General features: G+C 50.3%; 23 protein-coding genes and 3 tRNA genes. 21 read left to right on the forward strand and 5 right to left on the reverse strand.

The window, feature by feature from the left end; genetic code table 11:
• The first annotated feature begins 21 nt into the window (after nt 1-21).
• The 12 genes from C813_RS31945 to sdiA all read left to right on the forward strand — a co-directional run bounded on the left by C813_RS31945 (nt 22) and on the right by sdiA (nt 14,155).
• Complete coding sequence (locus tag C813_RS31945; protein WP_017458352.1) at nt 22-3,462, forward strand: glycosyltransferase family protein; 3,441 nt, start codon at nt 22-24, stop codon at nt 3,460-3,462.
• Nucleotides 3,463-3,686: 224 nt separating this feature from the next.
• Nucleotides 3,687-4,841: a DegT/DnrJ/EryC1/StrS family aminotransferase gene (locus C813_RS31950; protein WP_017458351.1), complete on the forward strand. Its 1,155-nt coding sequence runs from the start codon at nt 3,687-3,689 to the stop codon at nt 4,839-4,841.
• Complete coding sequence (locus C813_RS31955; RefSeq protein ID WP_017458350.1) at nt 4,838-6,010, forward strand: ATP-grasp domain-containing protein; 1,173 nt, start codon at nt 4,838-4,840, stop codon at nt 6,008-6,010. Before C813_RS31950 ends, C813_RS31955 begins: the two co-directional genes overlap by 4 nt.
• Nucleotides 6,011-6,020: 10 nt before the next feature.
• Nucleotides 6,021-7,130: a Gfo/Idh/MocA family protein gene (locus C813_RS31960; protein WP_017458349.1), complete on the forward strand. Its 1,110-nt coding sequence runs from the start codon at nt 6,021-6,023 to the stop codon at nt 7,128-7,130.
• 40 nt (nt 7,131-7,170) lie between these two features.
• Nucleotides 7,171-8,295, forward strand: coding sequence for an FkbM family methyltransferase (locus C813_RS31965; RefSeq protein ID WP_017458348.1), 1,125 nt, complete (start codon nt 7,171-7,173; stop codon nt 8,293-8,295).
• A gap of 99 nt (nt 8,296-8,394) precedes the next feature.
• Nucleotides 8,395-9,114 (forward strand): RNA polymerase sigma factor FliA, encoded by a 720-nt coding sequence (locus tag C813_RS31970; RefSeq protein WP_007371523.1) that lies wholly within the window; start codon nt 8,395-8,397, stop codon nt 9,112-9,114.
• Nucleotides 9,115-9,176: 62 nt separating this feature from the next.
• Entirely contained in the window at nt 9,177-9,728 is a 552-nt protein-coding gene (fliZ, locus tag C813_RS31975; protein WP_017458347.1) for a flagella biosynthesis regulatory protein FliZ, read from the forward strand.
• A gap of 83 nt (nt 9,729-9,811) precedes the next feature.
• A complete protein-coding gene (gene tcyJ, locus C813_RS31980; protein ID WP_017458346.1) occupies nt 9,812-10,612 on the forward strand; it encodes a cystine ABC transporter substrate-binding protein in 801 nt (266 codons plus the stop codon).
• 109 nt (nt 10,613-10,721) lie between these two features.
• Nucleotides 10,722-11,708, forward strand: coding sequence for a D-cysteine desulfhydrase (dcyD, locus tag C813_RS31985; RefSeq protein ID WP_017458345.1), 987 nt, complete (start codon nt 10,722-10,724; stop codon nt 11,706-11,708).
• A gap of 21 nt (nt 11,709-11,729) precedes the next feature.
• Entirely contained in the window at nt 11,730-12,398 is a 669-nt protein-coding gene (tcyL, locus tag C813_RS31990; RefSeq protein WP_017458344.1) for a cystine ABC transporter permease, read from the forward strand.
• A complete protein-coding gene (gene tcyN / locus C813_RS31995) occupies nt 12,395-13,147 on the forward strand; it encodes an L-cystine ABC transporter ATP-binding protein TcyN (protein ID WP_017458343.1) in 753 nt (250 codons plus the stop codon). Before tcyL ends, tcyN begins: the two co-directional genes overlap by 4 nt.
• Before the next feature lie 285 nt (nt 13,148-13,432).
• Nucleotides 13,433-14,155, forward strand: coding sequence for a transcriptional regulator SdiA (sdiA, locus tag C813_RS32000; protein WP_017458342.1), 723 nt, complete (start codon nt 13,433-13,435; stop codon nt 14,153-14,155).
• A gap of 67 nt (nt 14,156-14,222) precedes the next feature.
• Here the strand turns inward: sdiA and C813_RS32005 are convergent, their stop codons facing one another.
• Nucleotides 14,223-14,447 carry a DUF2594 family protein gene (locus C813_RS32005; protein ID WP_017458341.1) on the reverse strand — a complete coding sequence of 75 codons (225 nt, stop codon included), beginning with the start codon at nt 14,445-14,447 and terminating at the stop codon, nt 14,223-14,225.
• Nucleotides 14,444-14,554, reverse strand: coding sequence for a hypothetical protein (locus C813_RS47735; RefSeq protein ID WP_017458340.1), 111 nt, complete (start codon nt 14,552-14,554; stop codon nt 14,444-14,446). The genes C813_RS32005 and C813_RS47735 overlap by 4 nt, the downstream gene beginning before the upstream one ends.
• 358 nt (nt 14,555-14,912) lie before the next feature.
• Between C813_RS47735 and uvrY the strand changes: the two genes are divergently transcribed.
• The 6 genes from uvrY to C813_RS32035 all read left to right on the forward strand — a co-directional run bounded on the left by uvrY (nt 14,913) and on the right by C813_RS32035 (nt 18,456).
• Entirely contained in the window at nt 14,913-15,569 is a 657-nt protein-coding gene (gene uvrY / locus C813_RS32010) for a UvrY/SirA/GacA family response regulator transcription factor (RefSeq protein WP_017458339.1), read from the forward strand.
• Complete coding sequence (gene uvrC, locus C813_RS32015; RefSeq protein WP_017458338.1) at nt 15,566-17,398, forward strand: excinuclease ABC subunit UvrC; 1,833 nt, start codon at nt 15,566-15,568, stop codon at nt 17,396-17,398. The genes uvrY and uvrC overlap by 4 nt, the downstream gene beginning before the upstream one ends.
• 56 nt (nt 17,399-17,454) lie before the next feature.
• Nucleotides 17,455-18,003, forward strand: a complete 549-nt coding sequence (gene pgsA, locus C813_RS32020; RefSeq protein WP_017458337.1) for a CDP-diacylglycerol--glycerol-3-phosphate 3-phosphatidyltransferase — start codon at nt 17,455-17,457, stop codon at nt 18,001-18,003.
• Between the two features lie 149 nt (nt 18,004-18,152).
• Nucleotides 18,153-18,228, forward strand: a tRNA-Gly gene (locus tag C813_RS32025).
• A gap of 54 nt (nt 18,229-18,282) precedes the next feature.
• Nucleotides 18,283-18,356 (forward strand) — tRNA-Cys (locus tag C813_RS32030).
• A gap of 13 nt (nt 18,357-18,369) precedes the next feature.
• Nucleotides 18,370-18,456: transfer RNA gene (locus C813_RS32035), tRNA-Leu, on the forward strand.
• Between the two features lie 396 nt (nt 18,457-18,852).
• Here C813_RS32035 and tyrP read toward each other — a convergent pair.
• On the reverse strand, nt 18,853-20,064 hold the full coding sequence (tyrP, locus tag C813_RS32040; protein WP_025263566.1) for a tyrosine transporter TyrP: 1,212 nt from the start codon (nt 20,062-20,064) through the stop codon (nt 18,853-18,855).
• Nucleotides 20,065-20,302: 238 nt separating this feature from the next.
• Between tyrP and C813_RS32045 the strand changes: the two genes are divergently transcribed.
• On the forward strand, nt 20,303-20,644 hold the full coding sequence (locus C813_RS32045; RefSeq protein WP_025263567.1) for a hypothetical protein: 342 nt from the start codon (nt 20,303-20,305) through the stop codon (nt 20,642-20,644).
• A gap of 66 nt (nt 20,645-20,710) precedes the next feature.
• Complete coding sequence (locus C813_RS32050) at nt 20,711-20,950, forward strand: YecH family metal-binding protein (RefSeq protein ID WP_017458334.1); 240 nt, start codon at nt 20,711-20,713, stop codon at nt 20,948-20,950.
• 39 nt (nt 20,951-20,989) lie between these two features.
• Here C813_RS32050 and ftnA read toward each other — a convergent pair whose 3' ends face one another.
• Both ftnA and yecR read right to left on the reverse strand, forming a co-directional pair.
• The gene (gene ftnA, locus C813_RS32055) at nt 20,990-21,487 is read right to left on the reverse strand and encodes a non-heme ferritin (RefSeq protein WP_017458333.1); all 498 of its coding nucleotides are present in this window, start codon (nt 21,485-21,487) and stop codon (nt 20,990-20,992) included.
• Nucleotides 21,488-21,693: 206 nt separating this feature from the next.
• On the reverse strand, nt 21,694-22,026 hold the full coding sequence (gene yecR, locus C813_RS32060) for a YecR family lipoprotein (protein ID WP_025263568.1): 333 nt from the start codon (nt 22,024-22,026) through the stop codon (nt 21,694-21,696).
• 237 nt (nt 22,027-22,263) lie between these two features.
• On the opposite strand from yecR, the gene C813_RS32065 reads away from it, so the two are divergent.
• Entirely contained in the window at nt 22,264-22,902 is a 639-nt protein-coding gene (locus C813_RS32065; RefSeq protein WP_017458331.1) for an RpiB/LacA/LacB family sugar-phosphate isomerase, read from the forward strand.
• Nucleotides 22,903-22,920 lie beyond the last annotated feature (18 nt).

Here is a 22,920-nt window from a genome sequence, read left to right on the forward strand (position 1 = left end):
GCAAACGTTCAAGGAATATCGATGAATAATCTCGCCCAGTACCCCTATCTGATTGTGGCACCCGATTACTCGGAGGCGTCTGCCGGGATACAAGTGCTGCATTTTTTTTGCCAGACCATAAACAACTCGGGCGGCAAAGCGTGGATTGTGGGCGGGACGGTTAATCCAAAATGGAATACGCCGCGTCTTACGGAAAATGATTACGCGCAATTACAGAAGTCAGGCGAACCGTGGATTGCAGTCTACCCGGAAGTAACGAGTGGCAACCCGCTGCGTGCGCCGGTAGTGGCGCGCTATATGCTCAACAGAGAAGGGGTGATGAATGGCAATCGCCTCGACTTTTCGCCTGATGATCTATTTTTCTGGTATCGCGTGGAGTTTGCTGAAAAAGAGTATCAACCGGCGCTGTTAAATATTGAGAATTACGATCTCGAGCTGTTCCAGGATGATAATCCGCATAAGGATCTGGACTTACTTTATATTAACCGCTTACCCGCCAGCGTTATTGAATATGACAAATTGCCGAAAAATCTGACGGTACTGAGTATGCAAAATCCACTGCCGCTCGAAGAACTGGCAAAAGTTCTCAAGCGCGGACGCGTGTTATATACCTATGAATCTTCCGGGACCTGTCTGCTGGCTAACTTATGTGGTTGCCCGGTCGTTGGGTTAATCGCGCCAGGTTACGAAAGCTATGCATTAAGTGAAAAAACGATACGTGAAAACGGCAATGCAGGTTATACGCTGGTGAATACCCCGGAAGCTATCGAACACGCACGCGAAAACCTGTATAAATCGCGCGAGCAATTATTGTTGAGACGCGAACGATCGCTGGTGCAATTCAGGGACTTCATAGAAAAAACACAACGTAAAGCGCAAGAAAAAGCACAACAACATTACCGCAATACGTTTCAGGGGTGGCTTGAAAATAGCGTGGCGGAAAAATGCATTGATACGCGCTCTTCACTGGCGTTGCTGTTCGTTATTCTCAATCCGCACGGCGACAGCGCCGCTGTTAATATCACCGTGGATTCTTTACGTGGACAATTAGGCAATTTGCCGAATGCCCGCATCCTTCTCGTGCAGGATGGTGTTCATCACGACGCAACGGATAACTCCCTCTCGGTTGTCGATTTTCAGCATTACCAGCACAATCTTGCAAACCTGGTCCAGACCGCTGCTGCCGACTGGTTACAGGTGGTTCCTGCCGGTGTGACTTACACGCAAGACAGCGTGTATCGGTTAGCACTGACACTGCAAGAGTGCTCCGGTGCGCAGGCTATTTATGCTGATGAAGCCGTTAAGCATGCGAATTCAGTAACGCATTTTTTCAAGCCAGAATTTAATCTCGATCTCTTTTTCAGCGCGCCGTCCCGTTATTTACAACGGGTTTTCTTTCGCGCGTCGGCATGGCTGGAATGCGGTGGCTGGGATAATAACGCAGGGGCGGCTTTTGAATTCGATCTCATCACAAAATTGATTGCTCGTTATGATATCGCCGCTATTGGTCATTATGCGGATATCGTCAATATTGTTGACGAGAATATGCTCACTCCTGCAAGCATTGAGACTGAAGGCGGCATCGTCGGGACGTTCGCCGCGCAGCGTCATTTGCCAGTAGATCATGTGGAGTATAGCGACGGTATCGCGTGGCGGATCCATTACCCCCTGAATAATATAGGGCGGGTGAGTATTATCTTAACCCATAATCATGATGCTAATTTAATGACGCGCTGTATCGCGTCGCTGGTGGATAACACCGACTGGCATGATTTCGACATTATTATCCCCGTGATAAATACCACCGACCAAATTGTTTTGCAGACCGCGCGGGAAGTTGAAAAACTGTTACCCGGCAAGGTTCAGGTGCTTGAGCTGAATAACTGCAGTGAGGTGCAGGCGATAAATATTGCTGCGTCACACGCTGCGGGCGCGTCTTTGTTGTTATTAGACGTAAGATCGGTTTTCGTCTTAAAAAGCTGGTTAAACACCTTACTCAATCCGATGGTGCGCCCGGAAGTGGCGTGTAGCGGGCCGAAGATCATTAGCTTTGATAAAAAGCTTATCAGCGCAGGAATGATTGTTGGCGCGGATAACGGCATTGCGAATGTCGGTGCCGGAGAAGACTGGCAATCTTTCGGCTATCAGGCACGTTATCAGTGTGAACAAAACTATTCCGTGCTTAATAGCCTGTGTCTGCTTATCAAAAGAGAATGTTTCACGCAGGCCGGCGGGCTGGATGAAAAATACACGTCGCTAGAAGTGAGTTCAGCCGCGTTTTGCCTTGCTGTGCAAAAAATGGGCTACGTTTCTGTCTGGTCGCCGTATAGCATCATTGCCACGGATAATTATCGCTTTATGGAGAGCGAGTATCAGCAATCCCTGTTATCGCAAATGACCGCGTTGATGGGGGATTTCACCGGGGTATTTGCAGGCGATCCCGCGTATAGCAAGTCTTTATCGTTGAGTTCGCCACTCTTTACGCTGGACGCCAGCGTTACACAACACCGCTTATGTGTAAGCCCGACACAAACGCCGGTGGTATTGCTGGTATTACGTTCGCAGACGGTTTATACGAAGCGCTTAACGGACTATTTCCGCCTGATGCAGGAAGCCGGCGAGATCGCACTCATTATCAACGATGCTTTGCCTGCGCTACCGGCGCTACTCAGAATGCGTCCCGCCATCACCATTTTGGATGCTCAGTTTAGTGAAAGTGATATCAGCACCGTGACGCAGTTTCGCGCGCTGACGGGGAAGGTTGTGTATTGTCTTTTCGATGAAAATGCGGAGCCGCTGATTGCACGCCAGAATAGCCAACATCTGCCGTTTGATCGCTGGCTGGTATTAAATTCCGCGCTGGAAAAATGGGGACGGAGTAAGGGGCTGGACGTTCTGCGAATCCCTGATTATCTCCCGCCGGCATGGTTTTCACAGGATAAAGCCGTTGCGGTGAATGCTCCACGCCGCGTGTTATGCCCTGTTTTTTCTCTCACCGGCAAAGAGCGGGATTTCATCTGGCAGTTGATCGAAAAAACGCATCACATTGTTGACTGGTATATTTTTGGCGAGTGCCCAGCCAACTGGTACCCGCTGGTGAAGGGCACCTTCAGATACCATGCTAATCCTGTCTCGGTTGAGACGCTGGATACGCTGAGCCCGGATGCAGTGATTTTGTTCCGCGATAATAATCATGAGCATCGGTTTGCGGATAGTTATGCCGTGTTGCAGTATGCCGCACGAAATATCACCGTTATTTGCAGCGATTTCCCTTGTTTCAGCGAATATGACTTCGCGACGAAACTGAAACCTAAAATGGCACTGTGGACGCAGGCCATCGAAGAATTCGCTACTCAAGGCAACGCCGCCTGCGAGAATCAAGAGCAAATCAACCCTCTGTTTAAAGATCGCTATCTCTTTGACGAACCGCGCCAACAAGCGCTGCTCGCCATGCTGAAATAATGCGTAATTTTGCGGCGATGAAACCCGGTGGTGTGACATTACCGGGTTTTTCGCTGAATAGCTGATTACGCAAGCCCAGCCCTTTTCCACCGCCTGCGCAGACCCTGCCAGTTTACCTTTAGCACTGAGGGGAAAAGCGCAACAAAATGCCCCCTGTTTCACCGATAGCTCGCCAGGCGCGTCGTTATGATGAACAGATAATTCCTACGCGCGCAGGTTTGTCTATGGACAATAATATCTTTGTAACCAGCCCTCTTTTGCCACCGCTGGAAGAGTTTATTCCTTACCTTGAGAAGATCTGGAACAACCGGATCCTCACGAACGGTGGTGTTTTCCATCAGGAACTTGAAGAGGCGCTGGCAAGTTACCTGGGCGTGAAATATGTCTGCTTATTCGCCAACGGTACGCTGGCGCTGCTCACCGCACTGCAGGCGCTCCGCGTCACCGGCGAGGTCATCACCACGCCTTACTCCTTTGTTGCCACCTCCCATACCCTCTTATGGAATGGCCTGACGCCGGTTTTCGCCGACATCGATCCGCAAACTTACAATATCAATCCTGAGCGTGTCGAAGAGCTGATCACCCCGCAGACCACGGCGATTATGCCGGTTCACTGCTACGGCATTCCCTGCGATGTGGACAAAATCCAGCAAGTCGCGGATATCTACGGCCTGAAAGTGATCTATGACGCGGCGCACGCGTTTGGCGTGAAGAAAAACGGCGTCAGTATTTTGAATCACGGGGATTTGTCAGTGCTGAGCTTCCACGCAACGAAAGTGTTTAACACCTTCGAAGGCGGCGCGATTATTTGCCACGATGCGCGTACCAAGCAGCGCATTGATTATTTGAAAAACTTCGGTTTTGCCGGGGAAACGCGCGTTGTCGCCCCTGGTATCAATGCCAAAATGAACGAAGTTGAAGCGGCGTTCGGCTTGTTGCAGCTTAAACATATCGATCAGGCGCTGGCCGATCGCCAGGCGCTTTACCAGCATTATGTGGAATTACTGCAGGGAATCGACGGCGTTCGTCTGCTGGATGTACCTGCTGATGTGACATGGAACCATGCCTACTTCCCGGTTTTGATTGAGCCGGAGTTCGGTATCGATCGCGACTCGCTTTATGACGTGCTGAAAAATGCCGGTATTTTAACGCGGCGCTATTTCTACCCGCTGATTAGCTCCTTCAGTATGTATCGCGGGCTTGCTTCCTCGCAGAAAGAGAACTTGCCGTGCGCGAATGTTATCGCTGACAAAGTGCTGTGCTTGCCGATTTATCCGGGGCTGGCGCGCGAAGATCAACAGCGTATTACTGACATCATTCGTGGTGTCGCCGCAACCGCAACACCCGCTGCGGCAGTTATTTCGCTGGAGGGTGCATGACAGCCACGCGTACGGCGATGATCCTCGATGCGGGATTTGCCTCATTGCCTTTACAACGGGCGATCAAAACGGCGGGCTTTACCACGCTGGTGTGCAGCGGTAAGCCGCACGATGCAGGAATGAAATCTGCTGATATTGCCAAAGTCCAAAATTATGCTGATTGCGATGCGGTGTTAGCGATCGCACGTGAATACAAAATTGCGGCCATTACGCCTGGCGTTACCGATGTCTCGTACCTGACGGGGAGCCGCGTTGCCGCCGAACTGGGCCTGCCCGGTTTCGACACGCCTGATGTCAGCGACACGCTTTTTCTGAAAGATCGCTTCCGCGTCTGGGCAGAGCAGCAGGGGTATCCGATCCCGCGTGCGGTAAGAGGTGCTGAAGAAGCGCGTCATCTCCCGTTTCCGTTGCTGGTAAAACCGATTGATGCTTATAGCGGCATCGGGATTACCCTGGTGCAGCAGGCCGCAGAACTTGACGATGCGGTGGCAAAAGCCCGTAGCGCTTCGCAAAACGGCGAGTGCGTGATTGAAACCTTTTGCCAGGGCGCGCTCTACAGCCACTCCGCGTTTATCCGCGGTGGGGAGATTGTCTGCGAATTTTTTGTCGATGAGTTCTGCACCGTTTATCCCTGGCAGGTCAACAGCAGCAGCTTGAGTCTTTCCCTGACCGAAAGCATGCGTGATCGCGTCAGCGAATGTATGCAAACCCTGGTGCGCCAGCTTCAACTGGTCGACGGTTTGCTGCATACCCAGTTTATTGCCAATGACAACGATTTTTGGCTTATCGAACTTACCCGGCGCTGCCCGGGCGATCTCTATTCCCGTTTAATTGAGCTTTCAACCGGCGTTGATTATTCCAGCGAGTTTGTCGCCCCGTTCCTCGGTTGTCAGCACGCTACCGCATTTTTAGCGCGGCGACCTGCGCACCTTCGTGCCATTGCACGGCACACTATTTCCAGCGACGTCGATACCCATTTTACCGGCTACCTTTTCGCGCCGCTGGCGGCACGCATTATCGAAACTATTCCGCTGAAATTGCCTGGCGATCGGCTGGAACCCGCGCCGCGTGACAGGGCTGGGTTGGTGTTTGCTGAATTTGATGATGTTGCCGAACTGGCGCGTCTGACGCCGCAGCTTAAAAACTATTTTTCTTTTAAAACGACGTAAGGACCGGATTATGGCTAAGCCCTTATCCCTGGCATTTATCGGCGGCGGCCTGAATTCCGCCATCGGTATGACCCATAAAATCGCCAGCCAGATGGATGGACATTTCCAGTTATCTGCCGGCTGTTTCAGCCGGGATGACGCCCTTAATCGGCAAACCGGCATGGCCTGGGGGCTTGATGAGAGCAAGATTTACCAGGATGCGTTGACGCTGCTTGAGAAAGAACACGCGCATCTTGATGCGGTGGTGGTGCTAACGCCTACGCCCGCGCACCGCGAAATTCTGATGGCATGTCTGGAATATCCGCTGCCGATCATTTGCGAAAAAGCCTTAGTGGCGAGCGTCAAAGATGCTGAAGATATTCAGCAGCGCGTCGACGAGGTGAATAGCCAGCTCTACGTGACGTTCAACTATACCGGCTACCCGATGGTGCGCGAATTACGCCAGCGCTTGCAAAGCGGCGCGCTGGGTCGGATTCAGCATGTGATGGTCGAAATGCCGCAAGAGGGTTTCAGCCGTTGTCGCAGCGACGGCAGCGTCGCGCTACCGCAAACCTGGCGGCGTACGGATAACGCGATCCCGACGGTATCGCTGGATCTTGGCGTACATGTCCATCAACTGGTGGAGTTCCTCACTGAGAAACATGCGCTGGATGTCTATGCCGTTAACAGTACCTTCGCTCGTGTGCCGGGCGTGGTGGACACGGTGAATATCGTTTCACGTTATAGCGATGATGTGGTGTGCAACTACTGGTATGGCAAGGCGGCGCTGGGTTATCGCAATGGTTTGCGGATCAGGGTGTATGGCACAGAAGGCAGCGCGGAATGGCTGCAAATGGAGCCCGAGTATCTACGTATTGCGGATATTCACGGCAACGTCAGCATTATTGACCGCACGGCGAGTGACAACACGGTGGCGAACCAGGAGCGGTACTGCCGCTTTAAAGCAGGCCATCCCGCCGGGTTTATTGAGGCCTTTGCGAACTATTACTGTGATATCGCAGCAGCATTACGCGGCGAAGCGAATAGTTATGCTATTGACTCGCAGGTGGCTTTAAAAGGATTAGCTTTCCTTGAAAGCGCCAACAAAAGCGCATTAGCGCAACAAAAAATCATACTGTGATTGCCACTTATTGTGTACTGAATGAGTCTCTGAGGTAGATATGTCTATTCTTGAAAAAATTAGCGAGTCCAGAAACCATTTTCTCGATACGATCGACGAAATGCAGAAGAATGGTCGTCCGTTGGTATTATGCGGTGCCGGTTATTTAGGGCAAAAAACGTGGGAATTTTTGACCAGCCAGAATGTGAAAGTGGATTATGTCGCGGTCAATGAAAAATATTTTACCGAAGGTTCAACCTTTTACGGTTACGATATCATCAATTTAGACCAGCTAACCCGACAAGACGGCACCTATAATTACATTCTGGCTATCCAGTATGTGAGCGCTGAATTAGAAGCGATGCTCGCAAACAACGCCGAAAGCATATTGATCTTCGACCACTCTTTTATTGGTGTAAATACGGACACGCTTTATACCGCCGAATTTTGCCAGGAAAATGAAGCCGTTTTGACGGAGTTTTATAACTCTTTAGGCGATGAACGCTCAAAAGAAACGCTGGTTGCGTTTATTAATCAACGTATTTGTGCGCGCAGCTTGTACTACGGTAAATATTTCGATCCTAACCACTATCTGGCAGAAGACCTGGTGCGTTTACAGGATAACGAAGTGTATGTCGATTGCGGCGCTTACGACGGTGACAGCGTGGTTGCGTTCCTGAAAGCGGCACAGAAGCAGGGCGTGAAGAAACCGGCAAAAATCCTTGCTTTTGAACCGGAAGCGAAAAATTTCGCCTTATTACAGCGTGCCGATATTGGCGATGTTGAACTGAAAGCCATCAATAAAGGTGTCTGGTCGGAAAATACAACATTACGCTTTGATTCCGGAATGGATACCTCGTCTCGTTTAAGCGAAGGGGAAGGTAACACCTCCATTGATGTGGTCAGCATCGATAATGCCCTCGAAGGCACGAATTACGCTACATTTATTAAAATGGATATTGAGGGGGCGGAACTGGAAGCGCTAAAAGGTGCGCAACATACCATTCGTGCATCTTTGCCTGTTCTGACTATTAGCTTGTATCACAAGCCGGAAGATTTGCTGACGATCCCGCAATACATTCGTGAACTGTCGGATAATTATCGTTTTTATTTGCGCGGGCATCATCCGGCGCTGGCTTTTGAGCTGGTGTTATATGCATTGCCGGCCGGGAGAACGGTTCAATAAAGTCAAATAACCCCCATTTCACCCACTATTCATCCGATTAAAACCACTCCAGAATCGGATAATCGTGCCGATAACTCAATTAACGCAGGGCTGTTTATCGTGAATTCACTCTATACCGCTGAAGGTGTAATGGATAAACACTCGCTGTGGCAGCGTTATGTACCTCTTGTGCGTCACGAAGCATTGCGCCTGCAGGTGCGTTTGCCGGCGAGTGTGGAACTGGACGACCTGCTACAGGCGGGCGGTATCGGTTTACTGAATGCAGTAGACCGATATGACGCTCTGCAAGGAACGGCATTTACCACTTACGCAGTACAGCGTATTCGTGGGGCGATGCTGGACGAATTGCGCAGCCGCGATTGGGTGCCGCGCAGCGTTCGGCGTAATGCCCGCGAAGTGGCGCAGGCAATGGGGCAACTTGAGCAAGAACTGGGACGTAACGCGACGGAAACAGAAGTGTCGCAGCGTCTTGGAATTCCTGTAGAGGAATACCGTCAGATGCTGCTCGATACCAATAACAGCCAGCTTTTTTCCTATGATGAATGGCGGGAAGAGCATGGCGACAGTATCGAGCTGGTCACCGACGATCATCAACAGGAAAACCCGTTATTCCAGTTAATGGAAAGTAATTTACGTCACCGGGTCATGGAAGCGATTGAGTCGCTGCCGGAACGTGAACAACTTGTCCTGACACTGTACTACCAGGAAGAACTCAATCTGAAAGAGATTGGTGCCGTTCTGGAAGTCGGGGAATCGCGAGTCAGCCAGCTCCATAGCCAGGCTATTAAACGCTTACGTACCAAGCTGGGTAAGTTATAGGTCGGTGATTCTGCATCACTCCTGGTAAATGCCGTACAACGCATTGACAACCAGGAGTTATCATGACGGTGCAGCAACCTAAAAGACGGCCTCTAAGCCGCTACCTTAAAGACTTTAAACACAGCCAGACGCATTGCGCACACTGCCACAAGCTGCTTGATCGCATCACACTGGTACGCCGGGGCGAAATCGTGAATAAAATCGCGATTTCGCGTCTGGATATGCTGTTGGATGAAGCGGCCTGGCAACAAGAGCAGAAAGAGTGGGTCGCACTCTGTCGTTTTTGCGGCGATCTGCACTGCAAAGAGCAGAGCGATTTCTTCGATATCATCGGTTTTAAACAATATCTTTTCGAACAAACCGAAATGAGCCACGGTACGGTGCGCGAGTATGTCGTGCGTTTGCGCCGCCTTGGCAACCATCTCACTGAACTCAATATTTCCCGACAACTGCTTGAAGAAGGGTTCCTCGACGAAAATCTGGAACCGTGGTTACCGGCGACCAGCACCAATAATTATCGGATTGCTTTGCGCAAATATGCGCAGTTTAAAACCCAGATGCGTTTTGCGTCCGTGCAAAAAATCGCTGTAGGTGCAACATCTGATTTATATTAAAAAGGAATAAGATGTAGCCGAGTTGTGCTTGTACTTAGCGTCAGGCACCTTACACTACAGCCAATTTCTTTATCGGGGTAACTATGAAACTAGCACTTTTGGGACGTCAGGCGCTGATGGGTGTGATGGCCGTCGCGCTGGTAGCAGGGATGAGCGTGAAAACATTCGCGGCGGAAAACCTGCTCAATAAAGTCAAAGAGCGTGGCACGCTGTTGGTGGGTCTGGAAGGCACGTATCCGCCGTTTAGTTTCCAGGGCGACGATGGCAAGCTTACTGGTTTTGAAGTAGAGTTCGCCGAAGCGTTGGCGCAGCATCTTGGCGTAAAAGCATCCCTGAAACCCACCAAATGGGACGGCATGCTGGCATCGCTGGATTCTAAACGCATCGACGTGGTGATTAACCAGGTCACCATCTCCGATGAGCGTAAGAAAAAGTATGATTTCTCAACGCCTTATACCGTTTCCGGTATCCAGGCGCTGGTGAAAAAAGGAAACGAAGCGGGGATCAAATCCGCAGCGGATCTGAAAGGCAAGAAAGTGGGCGTGGGCCTTGGCACTAACTATGAAGAGTGGCTGCGTAAGAACGTGCAGGGCGTTGATATTCGCACCTATGATGATGACCCGACTAAATATCAGGATTTACGCGTTGGCCGTATTGACGCTATCCTGGTCGATCGTCTGGCCGCGCTGGATCTGGTGAAGAAAACCAAAGATACGCTGGCGGTAGCGGGGGATGCTTTCTCGCGTCAGGAATCCGGCGTTGCGCTGCGTAAAGGTAATGACGATTTGCTGAAAGCTATCGACGCAGCTATTGCCGAGATGCAAAAAGACGGCACCATGAAAACGCTGTCGGAAAAATGGTTTGGAGCGGATGTGACGAAGTAATCGTTACCCGCTAAAAAAAGGCGCTTAATCAAGCGCCTTTTTTATTTCATCGACTTTAGTGTGCATAATAAAAAGCAGTTGCTAACGTTACCCGGTCTTCGGAGGTTTTATGTCCTTGCACAATGTGACCCGCTTTCCGCGCCTCGAATTAATTGGCGCGCCCACGCCACTGGAGTATTTGCCGCGGCTTTCCGATTACCTGGGACGCGAAATTTTTATTAAACGCGATGATGTCACGCCGGTGGCGATGGGCGGCAATAAGCTGCGTAAACTCGAGTTTCTGGCGGCGGATGCGCTGCGCGAGGGCGCTGATACGCTGATTACCGCAGGGGCGATCCAGTCCAATCACGTGCGTCAGACGGCGGCGGTAGCGGCGAAATTAGGCCTGCACTGCGTGGCGCTACTGGAAAATCCGATTGGCACCACGGCAGAAAACTACCTGACCAACGGCAACCGTTTGCTACTGGATCTGTTCAACGCGCAGATCGAAATGTGCGACGCGTTGACGGATCCCACTGCGCAACTGGAGGAACTGGCGACGCGCATAGAAGCGCAGGGTTTTCGCCCTTATGTGATCCCGGTGGGTGGTTCAAACGCGCTGGGCGCAATGGGGTATGTGGAAAGCGCGCTGGAGATCGCCCGGCAATGCGAAGGCGCAGTTGGCCTTTCGTCGGTTGTGGTCGCTTCCGGCAGTGCCGGTACGCACGCCGGGCTGGCGGTCGGGCTTGAGCAACTGATGCCCGATGTGGAACTGATTGGAGTGACGGTTTCACGTAGCGTTGCGGATCAAAAACCGAAAGTGGTGACGCTGCAACAGGCTATCGCGCGGGAACTCGAATTGCAGGCCAACGCCGATATTCTGTTGTGGGATGATTACTTCGCGCCAGGCTACGGCACACCGAATGATGAAGGAATGGACGCGGTGAAATTGCTGGCCCGTCTGGAAGGCATTTTGCTCGATCCGGTTTATACCGGCAAAGCGATGGCCGGCTTACTGGATGGCATTGAGCAGAATCGCTTTAAAGATAACGGGCCAATTTTGTTTATCCATACAGGTGGCGCACCGGCGCTGTTTGCCTATCACCCCCATATTTAATTCCCAGACAGAGCAAAAATAATGCAAGAGAGTCTACAACTGGTTATCGACTCCGCGCCTTACCTGTTAAAGGGCGCGGTATTTACACTGCAACTCAGTATTGGCGGGATGTTTTTTGGCTTACTGTTGGGCTTTCTGCTGGCGCTGATGCGCATGTCGCCGCTCTTACCTGTGCGCTGGCTGGCGCGTTTTTACATCTCTATTTTTCGCGGTACGCCGCTTATCGCCCAGTTGTTTATGATCTATTACGGTCTGCCGCAGTTTGGGATTGAGCTGGATCCTATTCCGTCGGCGATGATCGGTCTGTCACTTAATACAGCGGCCTACGCGGCGGAGACGCTGCGCGCGGCGATTTCGTCTATTGATAAAGGGCAGTGGGAAGCGGCGGCCAGTATTGGCATGACGCCGTGGCAGACGCTGCGTCGCGCGATTCTCCCGCAAGCCGCGCGTGTCGCATTACCGCCGCTGAGCAACAGTTTTATTAGCCTGGTGAAAGATACGTCACTGGCGGCAACTATCCAGGTGCCGGAGCTGTTCCGTCAGGCGCAGTTAATCACCTCCCGTACGCTGGAAGTGTTCACCATGTACCTTGCGGCATCGCTCATTTACTGGGTAATGGCTACTGTACTTTCTTCGCTGCAAAACTATTTCGAAAACCAGCTTAATCGTCAGGAGCGTGATCCGAAATGAGTGCTATCGACGTGAAAAATCTGGTGAAAAACTTCCACGGCCAGACAGTGTTGCACGGTATCGATCTTGAGGTGCAGCAGGGCGAAGTGGTGGCGATTATTGGCCCGAGCGGCTCCGGTAAAACTACCTTGTTGCGCAGCATTAACCTGCTTGAACAGCCAGAGAACGGTACAATCCGCGTGGGTGATATTACCATTGATACCGCGCGTTCTCTGAGTCAGCAGAAAAGCGCTATCCGCCAGTTACGCCAGCATGTTGGTTTTGTTTTTCAGAACTTCAATCTGTTCCCGCACCGGACCGTGCTGGAAAACATTATTGAAGGGCCGGTTATCGTGAAAGGTGAACCAAAGGACGAGGCTGCCGCACGGGCGCGTGAACTACTGGTAAAAGTGGGGCTGAGTGGCAAAGAGAATAACTACCCGCGGCGCTTGTCGGGCGGGCAGCAGCAGCGAGTGGCGATAGCCCGCGCGCTGGCGATGCGCCCGGATGTGATCCTTTTTGACGAGCCGACATCCGCACTCGATCCTGAACTGGTGGGCGAAGTGCTTAATGCCATTCGCCAGCTGGCGCAGGAAAAGCGCACGATGGTGATTGTCACGCATGAGATGAGTTTTGCACGTGACGTGGCGGACAGGGCAATATTTATGGATCAGGGGCGTATTGTAGAACAAGGACCAGCGAAAGCGTTGTTTGCTGACCCGCAACAACCGCGTACGCGCCAGTTTCTGGAAAAATTCCTCATGCAGTAATGCTTACGCGGTTCAGCGCACAAATTGGCTGAATCGCGTTAATTTTACTTAAGTTAAGATTCACTGCTTTTATTACATACAGATTTTGCAGGGATATTTCCCGACTTTCTGCCGTGCGGCTGAAACGCCAGCCAGTTATTCCTTCCTGAAGATGCCGTTAACGCTGGCGTTAAACGCAACTTATTTCCAAATGTATCGATATTTTATATTTATAATTAAGTTTTATGTGTTAGCTTATTGTATACAAAATAATGATTATTAAAACCAGGGGTATTACCGGTCGGTATGCAGGATACAGAATTCTTTACCTGGCGTCGTGACATGATGTCGCGGTTCCAGGAGATGACAACATCTCAGGATGTTTATTCCGAATTACAGCGGCAGACACAGCTGCTGGAATTTGATTATTTTTCGCTTTGCGTTCGCCACCCGGTGCCTTTTACCCGGCCGAAGTTGAGCGTTGAAAGCTCTTATCCACAAGCGTGGATGCAGCATTATCAGGCAGAGAACTATTTTGCTATTGACCCGGTGCTGAAGGCTGAAAACTTCATTCAGGGACATCTTCCCTGGAATGACAAACTCTTTCGCGATGCCACGGTATTGTGGGATGCCGCGCGGGATCACGGATTGCGCAAAGGTATTTCGCAGTGCCTGATGTTGCCCAATCATGCGATGGGATTTTTGTCCGTGTCGCGCACCAGCCTGTTTGGCAAAATGATGTCGGATGATGAAATTGAATTGCGTCTGCAGACGCTGGTGCAGTTAAGCCTGCTGGCATTAACGCGTCTGGAAGATCAGATGGTGCTGGCGCCTGAAATGAAATTCAGTAAGCGTGAACGTGAAATTCTCAAGTGGACGGCGGAAGGTAAAACATCTGCAGAGATCGCGATGATTTTATCCATCTCCGAAAACACCGTTAATTTTCATCAAAAAAATATGCAGAAGAAATTTAATGCGCCGAACAAAACACAGATCGCATGCTACGCAGCGGCAACAGGGATGATTTAATTATCCCTTATGTTTTGCCCGGCAAAGATAGCCAGCTGACAAAGTTATTTTGGCAGCCGGTTATTATTTACTGGCGATAGGCTTGTTTAATTTGCTTAACAGTACCGGAAAATACCGCCGCCTGAGCTTCATCTTCCATTTGTTCGATTTGCTTTTCCATTTTAAGGATAACGCGTCCGGCGTCTGCTTGGCCCATGGCTTGCAGCATCAGCGTAATCATTGATTTCAGGCAGGAGACTTCCAGCGCCAGTTCCTTTGCATTATCAGCAGTGGAAAAATCAGGTGTGCTCAATTTATTTTCCTCGTTACGGTGTCGCGCATCTGCGCGACGAACACTGTCAAAGCGGCGGAGTATACCATAATGCTGGCAAAAGAAATCAGTGGTTGTTTTTTGATCATTCTTTTCAGTTTATTAAATTAAACCTGACGGTAATAAGCCGTGCTGTTTTTAATTATCGAAGAATATATGTTTAAGCAAGGTTTAGAGGCAGTTAATTGTTGTTACATGCGAAGCGTGCTAATAGTCATATCTGCAAACACAATTTTTAGTAACTTTTTGAAAAACGGCGCTAAAACTTTTTTAGCGCTGCGCTTGAAAAGCTCGCGAAAGTTTCCGCACTCTGTACAACTTAATTTCCAAAAACGCGAACAAAATCGAAAGTTACTGGTTTTTTAACCTTTCACTGTTAGATGAAAAAAAGTTAATATACGTTGAATTAGACTTTTGTCGCGTTATCCCTATTCCGGAGATACTCCATTGATCAACGTACTACTTGTTGATGACCATGAACTGGTGCGCGCAGGGATACGACGCATTCTTGAAGACATTAAGGGCATAAAAGTTATCGGCGAGGTCAACTGTGGGGAAGATGCTATTAAATGGTGTCGGGCCAATACGGTTGATGTCGTTCTGATGGATATGAATATGCCCGGTATCGGCGGCCTCGAAGCGACGCGGAAAATCGCGCGTGGTAGTGCTGATACCAAAGTGATTATGCTTACTGTCCACACTGAAAACCCACTGCCCGCGAAAGTGATGCAGGCGGGCGCAGCAGGATATCTCAGCAAAGGCGCCGCGCCGCAGGAAATGGTGAACGCTATCCGCTCCGTGCAGTCTGGCCAGCGCTATATCGCTTCTGACATTGCTCAGCAAATGGCGCTTAGCCAAATCGAACCCGAAAAAACGGACTCGCCGTTCGACAGTTTGTCTGAACGTGAATTGCAGATTATGCTGATGATCACCAAAGGCCAGAAGGTCAATGAGATCTCAGAACAGCTACATCTGAGCCCAAAAACGGTGAATAGCTACCGCTATCGTATGTTCAGCAAATTGAACATTCACGGCGACGTCGAACTGACGCACCTCGCTATTCGCCATGGGTTGTGCAATGCGGAGACGTTAATAAGTCAGTGACTGAAGTTTTTGATTCGAAAGCATTTCTCAAAACGGTTACCAGTAAACCCGGCGTCTATCGTATGTATGATGCCGGTGGAACTGTTATCTATGTCGGTAAAGCGAAAGACCTGAAAAAGCGGCTTTCCAGCTATTTTCGCAGCAACCTTGCCTCGCGCAAAACGGAAGCGCTGGTCGCACAGATCCAACAGATTGATGTCACCGTTACCCACACGGAAACCGAAGCGCTGTTGCTTGAGCATAACTACATCAAGCTCTACCAGCCCCGGTATAACGTGCTGCTGCGTGACGATAAATCCTACCCGTTTATTTTTCTTAGCGGCGATACGCATCCTCGTCTTTCCATGCATCGCGGCGCTAAGCATGCGAAAGGGGAGTACTTCGGGCCTTTCCCGAACGGTTATGCCGTGCGCGAGACGCTGGCGCTACTGCAGAAAATTTTCCCTGTTCGCCAGTGCGAGAACAGTGTCTATCGCAACCGTTCTCGCCCCTGCCTGCAATACCAGATTGGCCGCTGCCTTGGTCCATGTGTCGCCGGGTTGGTCAGTGAAGAGGAGTATGCGCAGCAGGTTGACTATGTGCGCCTCTTTCTTGCCGGTAAAGATGATCAGGTACTGACTCAGCTTATCGCTCGCATGGAAAAAGCCAGTCAGGCGCTGGAGTTTGAAGAAGCGGCGCGTGTCCGCGACCAGATTCAGGCCGTGCGCCGTGTAACGGAAAAACAGTTTGTTTCTAATACTGGCGACGATTTGGACGTTATCGGCGTGGCTTTTGATGCCGGAATGGCCTGCGTGCATGTGCTGTTTATCCGTCAGGGAAAAGTGCTTGGCAGTCGCAGTTATTTCCCGAAAGTGCCGGGTGGCACCGAGCTTGGCGAAGTAGTGGAAACCTTTGTTGGTCAGTTCTACTTGCAGGGTAGCCAGATGCGTACCTTGCCGGGTGAAATTTTGCTCGATTTCAACTTGAGCGATAAAACGCTGCTGAGCGACTCGCTGTCCGAACTCGCTGGCCGGCGGGTGAATGTGCAAACCAAACCGCGCGGTGATCGTGCGCGTTACCTTAAGCTGGCGCGTACCAACGCCGCCACGGCGCTGGCAACCAAACTTTCTCAGCAATCAACGGTTCATCAGCGGCTTGCTGCGCTGGCCAGCGTGCTGGAGTTGCCGGAAGTGAAACGCATGGAGTGTTTCGATATCAGCCACACGATGGGTGAACAAACCGTGGCCTCATGCGTTGTGTTTGATGCCAATGGGCCGATGCGGGCGGAGTATCGACGCTACAACATCAGTGGAATCACGCCGGGTGATGATTACGCAGCGATGAATCAAGTGCTGCGTCGCCGCTACGGTAAAGCAATCGAAGAGAGCAAAATCCCTGATGTGATCCTTATCGATGGTGGTAAAGGGCAGTTAGGACAGGCGAAAGCCGTTTTTGCTGAACTGGACGTGGCGTGGGATAAAAATAAACCTTTGCTGCTGGGCGTAGCGAAAGGGGCCGATCGCAAAGCTGGTCTGGAAACATTGTTCTTTGAGCCTGAAGGCGAGGGCTTTAGCCTGCCGCCGGATTCACCAGCGCTGCACGTTATCCAGCATATTCGCGATGAGTCGCACGATCACGCGATCAGCGGACACCGCAAAAAACGCGCGAAGGTGAAAAACACCAGTTCACTGGAAACCATTGAAGGTGTCGGGCCGAAGCGACGTCAGATGTTGTTAAAATATATGGGCGGGTTACAAGGTTTACTCAATGCAAGTATTGATGAAATCTCAAAAGTGCCGGGGATCTCGCAAGGACTGGCAGAAAAGATCTACTACTCGTTGAAACATTAAGGGCTCTGTAGCACCATAGAGCGAATATTTACGGACAACAGACAGTTAACGCCACTATGCGATTTAATATCCCTACGTTGCTCACCCTATTTCGCGTCATCCTGATCCCGTTTTTCGTGCTGGCGTTTTATCTTCCTTTTCCGTGGGCGCCGTTTGTTTGTGCGCTGATTTTCTGTTGTGCTGCGGTGACCGACTGGTTTGACGGTTTTCTGGCGCGTCGCTGGAATCAAAGCACCCGTTTTGGTGCCTTCCTCGATCCTGTTGCTGACAAAGTGCTGGTCGCGATTGCGATGGTGCTGGTCGCAGAACACTATCACAGCTGGTGGGTGACGCTGCCTGCGGCAACGATGATCGCGCGTGAGATCATTATTTCTGCGTTGCGTGAATGGATGGCCGAAATGGGTAAGCGCAGTCGTGTGGCCGTTTCGTGGATTGGTAAAGTCAAAACCACGTCGCAGATGGTCGCCCTGGTATGGCTCCTCTGGCGTCCGAATATCTGGGTTGAATATGCCGGCATTGCGCTGTTTTTCGTTGCCGCAGTGCTGACGCTGTGGTCAATGCTGCAATACCTCAACGCTGCGCGTGGCGATCTGCTTGAACCGTGATCGTTTCGTCGCAATTTTCAGCAAACGATCCGGGTTTTGAAAAATATCGTTGACTCAGTGCGTCAGGTAAGTAGAATGCAACGCATCGGAAGGCGGCGTAGCTCGCCAGATGATTGTAAAATCAAGAGATTACAACAAATCTTGATAATGCGGGAATAGCTCAGTTGGTAGAGCACGACCTTGCCAAGGTCGGGGTCGCGAGTTCGAGTCTCGTTTCCCGCTCCAGTTTAACGCACCGGCTACATTAGCGGGTGTGGGTTGAAAAACCTTTAGTATTCAGGCGCGTTAGCAAAGCGGTTATGTAGCGGATTGCAAATCCGTCTAGTCCGGTTCGACTCCGGAACGCGCCTCCAATTTCCTTCCCGAGCCCGGATGGTGGAATCGGTAGACACAAGGGATTTAAAATCCCTCGGCGTTCGCGCTGTGCGGGTTCAAGTCCCGCTCCGGGTACCATGGGAAATCAAGAATAAAATCAATGATAAGCAGTGTCGTGAAACCGCCCTTAAAGGCGGTTTTTTTATGTCTGTTTTCCGTGTTTCATAATATCACTTCGTAATATTTTTCTGACTTCCAGCGACGGCATGACAGCAATCTTGCGGTCATGCCGCGAAGTTTGTTCAACGTTTTTACGTCCTGAATTTCCCACACTCATTCCGCGTTTCTCTCGCAGCGGTAACCGGGTTAGTGCGTCTGCTGGTGCGAGTAAGCTTCACCGTACTTGTGTGAAGGCAATCTTCTGTTCTGCAAAAACGTCTTTAGGATTGAACAAGATGCTGAGCTATTAACGAGGGGAAGAACGGTGTGAGCGTATACATTGAACATGCCAGCACTCACACCTGATGGCGGTGATTAACCGACTTCCGGCAACAACCCGGCGACGATAGAGAACTGAATAACAATAATCGCGATGCCGCAGGCAAAAGTCAGACACAGCGTCGGTTTGCCGCCGAGTACGCGATAACCGCTTTGCGGATAATGCTTGCGGCTTTGCCATGCCAGCATTGAAGGCAATAACAGCGCCAGCACGGAAAGTGCAACACCGGCATATCCCAACGCCATTACAAAGCCACGTGGATAAAACAGTGCGAACGCCAGCGGTGGCAGAAAAGTGATAGCGCCTGTCTGTAAACGCCCTGCGACAGTGTTGCGACGCTGGAACAAATCGGCAAGGTAGTCAAACAGACCGAGCGATACACCAAGGAAAGAGGTTGCAAGCGCCAGGTCGGCAAACAGATGTACCGCTAACTCAACGTGTGGTGACGCCACCACTTCGCGTAATGCCTGCAACAGACCGTTAAGCCCGGCCTGGCTGGCCAGCAGCCCGATAAAGGTCGAAGAATCAATACTGCCAAGCGTTGCCAGTTGCCAGAAAATATAGGCCACCAGCGGGATGGCACTGCCGGTAATAAACACTCTGCGCAGTTTACGAATATTTCCGCCCATATAACTGACGATGCTTGGGACGCTGCCGTGAAAACCAAACGAGGTAAAAATGACCGGAATGGCAGACAGCGCCAGACCTTTTTCCAGCGGCATGGTCAGCAAATTCGCCTTATAGATGTGCGGCATTAGCAGCGCCAGCATCGCTACCAGGAACAAGAGCTTGGCGCTGAACAGAAAACGGTTAAACAGATCGACCAGCGAGGTTCCTGCGCACACTACGCCACCGGCAACGAGAGTGAACAGCAACACCCCGGTAATGGGCGAAAGCGACAAGTTAAGCCACGAACTGATGCTTGCTGCCAGCAATTCGCCTGCGCCGCTAATATATGCCGCCGTCAGCGCATACATCAAAAACATCATGCTAAAGCCTGTCACCCACTGGCCATATTTCCCCAGATAACGCCGGGCCAGCGATCCAAGCCCAGTATCTGCCGGAACATGCTGATAAACCTCCAGCAGAAGAAGGGCGGTGTAACACATCACTGCCCATAAAGCGAAAAGTAAAACTAAAGTGGTCGCAAAACCTACACCTGCCGCTGCCAGCGGCATTGCCAGCATTCCCGCGCCGATGGTTGTTCCGGCGACGATAAAAACACTACCCAGTGTTCGATTCTTCACGCTTTCCTCTGTAATAAAACACACTGCTAGCTCAAGATGCGGCGCAGAGTAAGGCAATTCAGTGGTTTCGTCAAATAACCGTTACAAATGCTGTATTTATTTCTTTACGATGGTTTTTTAGGGCGCCTGCACAGAGAAATTGTCGGATTTGCCTACTTCATCAGGAGGATGTTTTTACGTAACAATTGAGCGTAACTTAAAAAATATTATAAATTTTCAAAAATATTGAGGGTTGGCAATGCCGGGTACTAATCCCTTTACAGCACGATGGTCGCGCAGCGGAAACCTGCTTTGTCACGGCCACTGGGTAATTAGCTGGCAAGGGGCAGAGATAACATTGCCAGAGTCGCGCCAGGAAAAGGATATGGGGACGTGGGCAATCTATTCGATCATTGACCCGGATGATGAAACCTTCGCTCAGGGCTTGCCGGAAGATGAGTGGATTATTGCCAACGTCGACTGGCTGACCGATCTGTTTTACGCAAACGTCATCCCGCTGGAAACGGTAAATTATCGCTACTTTTACCATGCCGTGAATAAGCAGGACTGGCGTTGTACAAGCTGTGCCGGATGCATGTAAACCTGTTTTAGCGCAACACTCGCTTGAAATGTTGAGTTTATAATGCATCTTTTTCGGGGAGGATCTATGACATCCATTCACGGCCATGAAGTGATGAATATGATGATTGAAACAGGCGAGCGCTACTCAAACGAGAGTCTGACGGCTGCAATTATTCATCGGTTTGGCGAAGCGGCGCGTTTTCATACCTGCTCAGCGGAAGGAATGACGGCGGCTGAACTGGTCGTATTTCTGGCATCTCGCGGGAAGTTTATTCCGGCGGAAGAGGGTTTTTCGACTCACGAAAGTAAAATCTGCAGGCATTAATAAAAAGGCGGTAAAGAATCTTCTTTACCGCCCGTAATATTAGTTTTGTGTGTCCAGCGTCGCCAGTTCCTTATCGATAAAATAGAGACCTTCGCCGCTTTTACCTGCCAGTGTTAATTTATCAATCACTGATTTAAACAGTTTTTCTTCTTCATGTTGTTCCGCCACATACCATTGGAGGAAATTAAATGTTGGATAATCCTGAGTGGTCATCGCGACATGTGCCAGTTCGTTAATTTTCTGCGTGATAAGTTGTTCATGTTCGTACGTTGCGCGGAACAGAACGTCGAGCGAAGCATAATCAGCCACCGGCGATTCAATGGTATTGATACGTGGCAGGCTGCCGGTGTCAGTCAGATAATCAAACAGGCGTTGCATATGCGTCATCTCTTCCTGCGCATGGCGGCGCAGGAACGCGGCCGCACCTTCAAAACTATGGTAGCTGCACCAGGCGCTCATCTGCTGATAAAGCAGGGAAGAAAACAGTTCCAGATTCATTTGTTCATTTAATTTTTCGATCATCTCTGCTTTTAACATGGCGCGGCTCCATAAATATAATTATCAGACGAAAGGAGCGCTCACTATAATTTGTTATTTAATTATTTGCAAAAGGTAAAATAAAAAATAAATGTTTTAAGAAGAGAATGAGAATAACACGCATTGGCGGGAATTAATTAAATAAATGAGAATTGTTTTTGTTTTTAATAAAAAATAAGCCAGTAGAATTATACTGGCTTAAGAATTTACCAGGTCGGTTTGGTTTGTGTAAACGCCACGCCACGGCACTGGTATTGAATGGTCACTTTCGTATTCATACAGACCGATCCGCTAATCAGGCTGCAGGTTTGCACTGGCTGACCGTAAGGTACAGCGGTGGCATAACCCATCTGCTGGCACTGTTTATTAGCAGTCCCCTGCGCGGTATAGGTGTCGTATTTTGCAGTTTGCATCATCGACTGGTTATAGCTCAGGCGTACCAGACCGCTGATGGTATCCACGCTACTGACTTCCGCTTGTTTCGTCATCGTGCATCCCGCGAGCAGGAGCAGCGAGGCGGCTACAACTATTCTCTTCATGAAATCACTCTGTTTCATTTTGGCATGATCTCATCTTATCGCGTTGATTTGCAGGCAATCGACAGAATAACCCGCCGAACAGCCTCTACTAATCGCGACGACATTGCACGAAGAGCAAAAACTGTGAGCCTGCTTCTGATTTTTAAAACCATTTTTCATTAAATTTGAAAGTATGTTTGCCAGGTAGTAAGGTTTACCCAACCTTTGCTATCTGAAGCATGTCACAGGAGATCTAAAATGAAAATTGCACTGATGATGGAAAACAGCCAGGCGGCGAAAAACGCCATCATCCTCAAAGAGCTGAAGACGGTTGCCGATGAGAAAGATTTCCCGGTATTTAACGTCGGGATGAGCGATGAGAACGACCACCATCTGACCTATATCCACCTTGGTATTATGGCCAGTATTTTGCTGAATGCCAAAGCAGTGGATTTCGTGGTAACCGGCTGTGGCACTGGCCAGGGCGCACTGATGTCACTGAATATCCACCCGGGTGTGGTGTGCGGTTACTGTATCGATCCGGCGGATGCTTTCCTGTTCGCGCAGATCAACAACGGTAACGCACTGGCGCTCCCGTTCGCGAAAGGTTTTGGCTGGGGCGCGGAACTGAACGTGCGCTTTATCTTTGAAAAAGCCTTTACTGGCCGCAAAGGGGAGGGTTACCCGCCGGAGCGCAAAGAACCGCAGGTGCGCAACGCGGGTATTCTTAACCAGGTCAAAGCGGCGGTGGTAAAAGAGAACTATCTCGATACGCTGCGTGCTATCGACCGTGAGCTGGTGAAAACCGCCGTTTCTGGTGAACGTTTCCAGAAGTGCTTCTTTGAAAACTGCCAGAATAAAGAGATTGAAGCCTTCGTTCGCGAAGTCCTCGCCTGATAATAAATAGCCGCAACG

It is taken from the genome of Kosakonia sacchari SP1 (assembly GCF_000300455.3).
Classification (GTDB): Bacteria; Pseudomonadota; Gammaproteobacteria; order Enterobacterales; family Enterobacteriaceae; genus Kosakonia; species Kosakonia sacchari.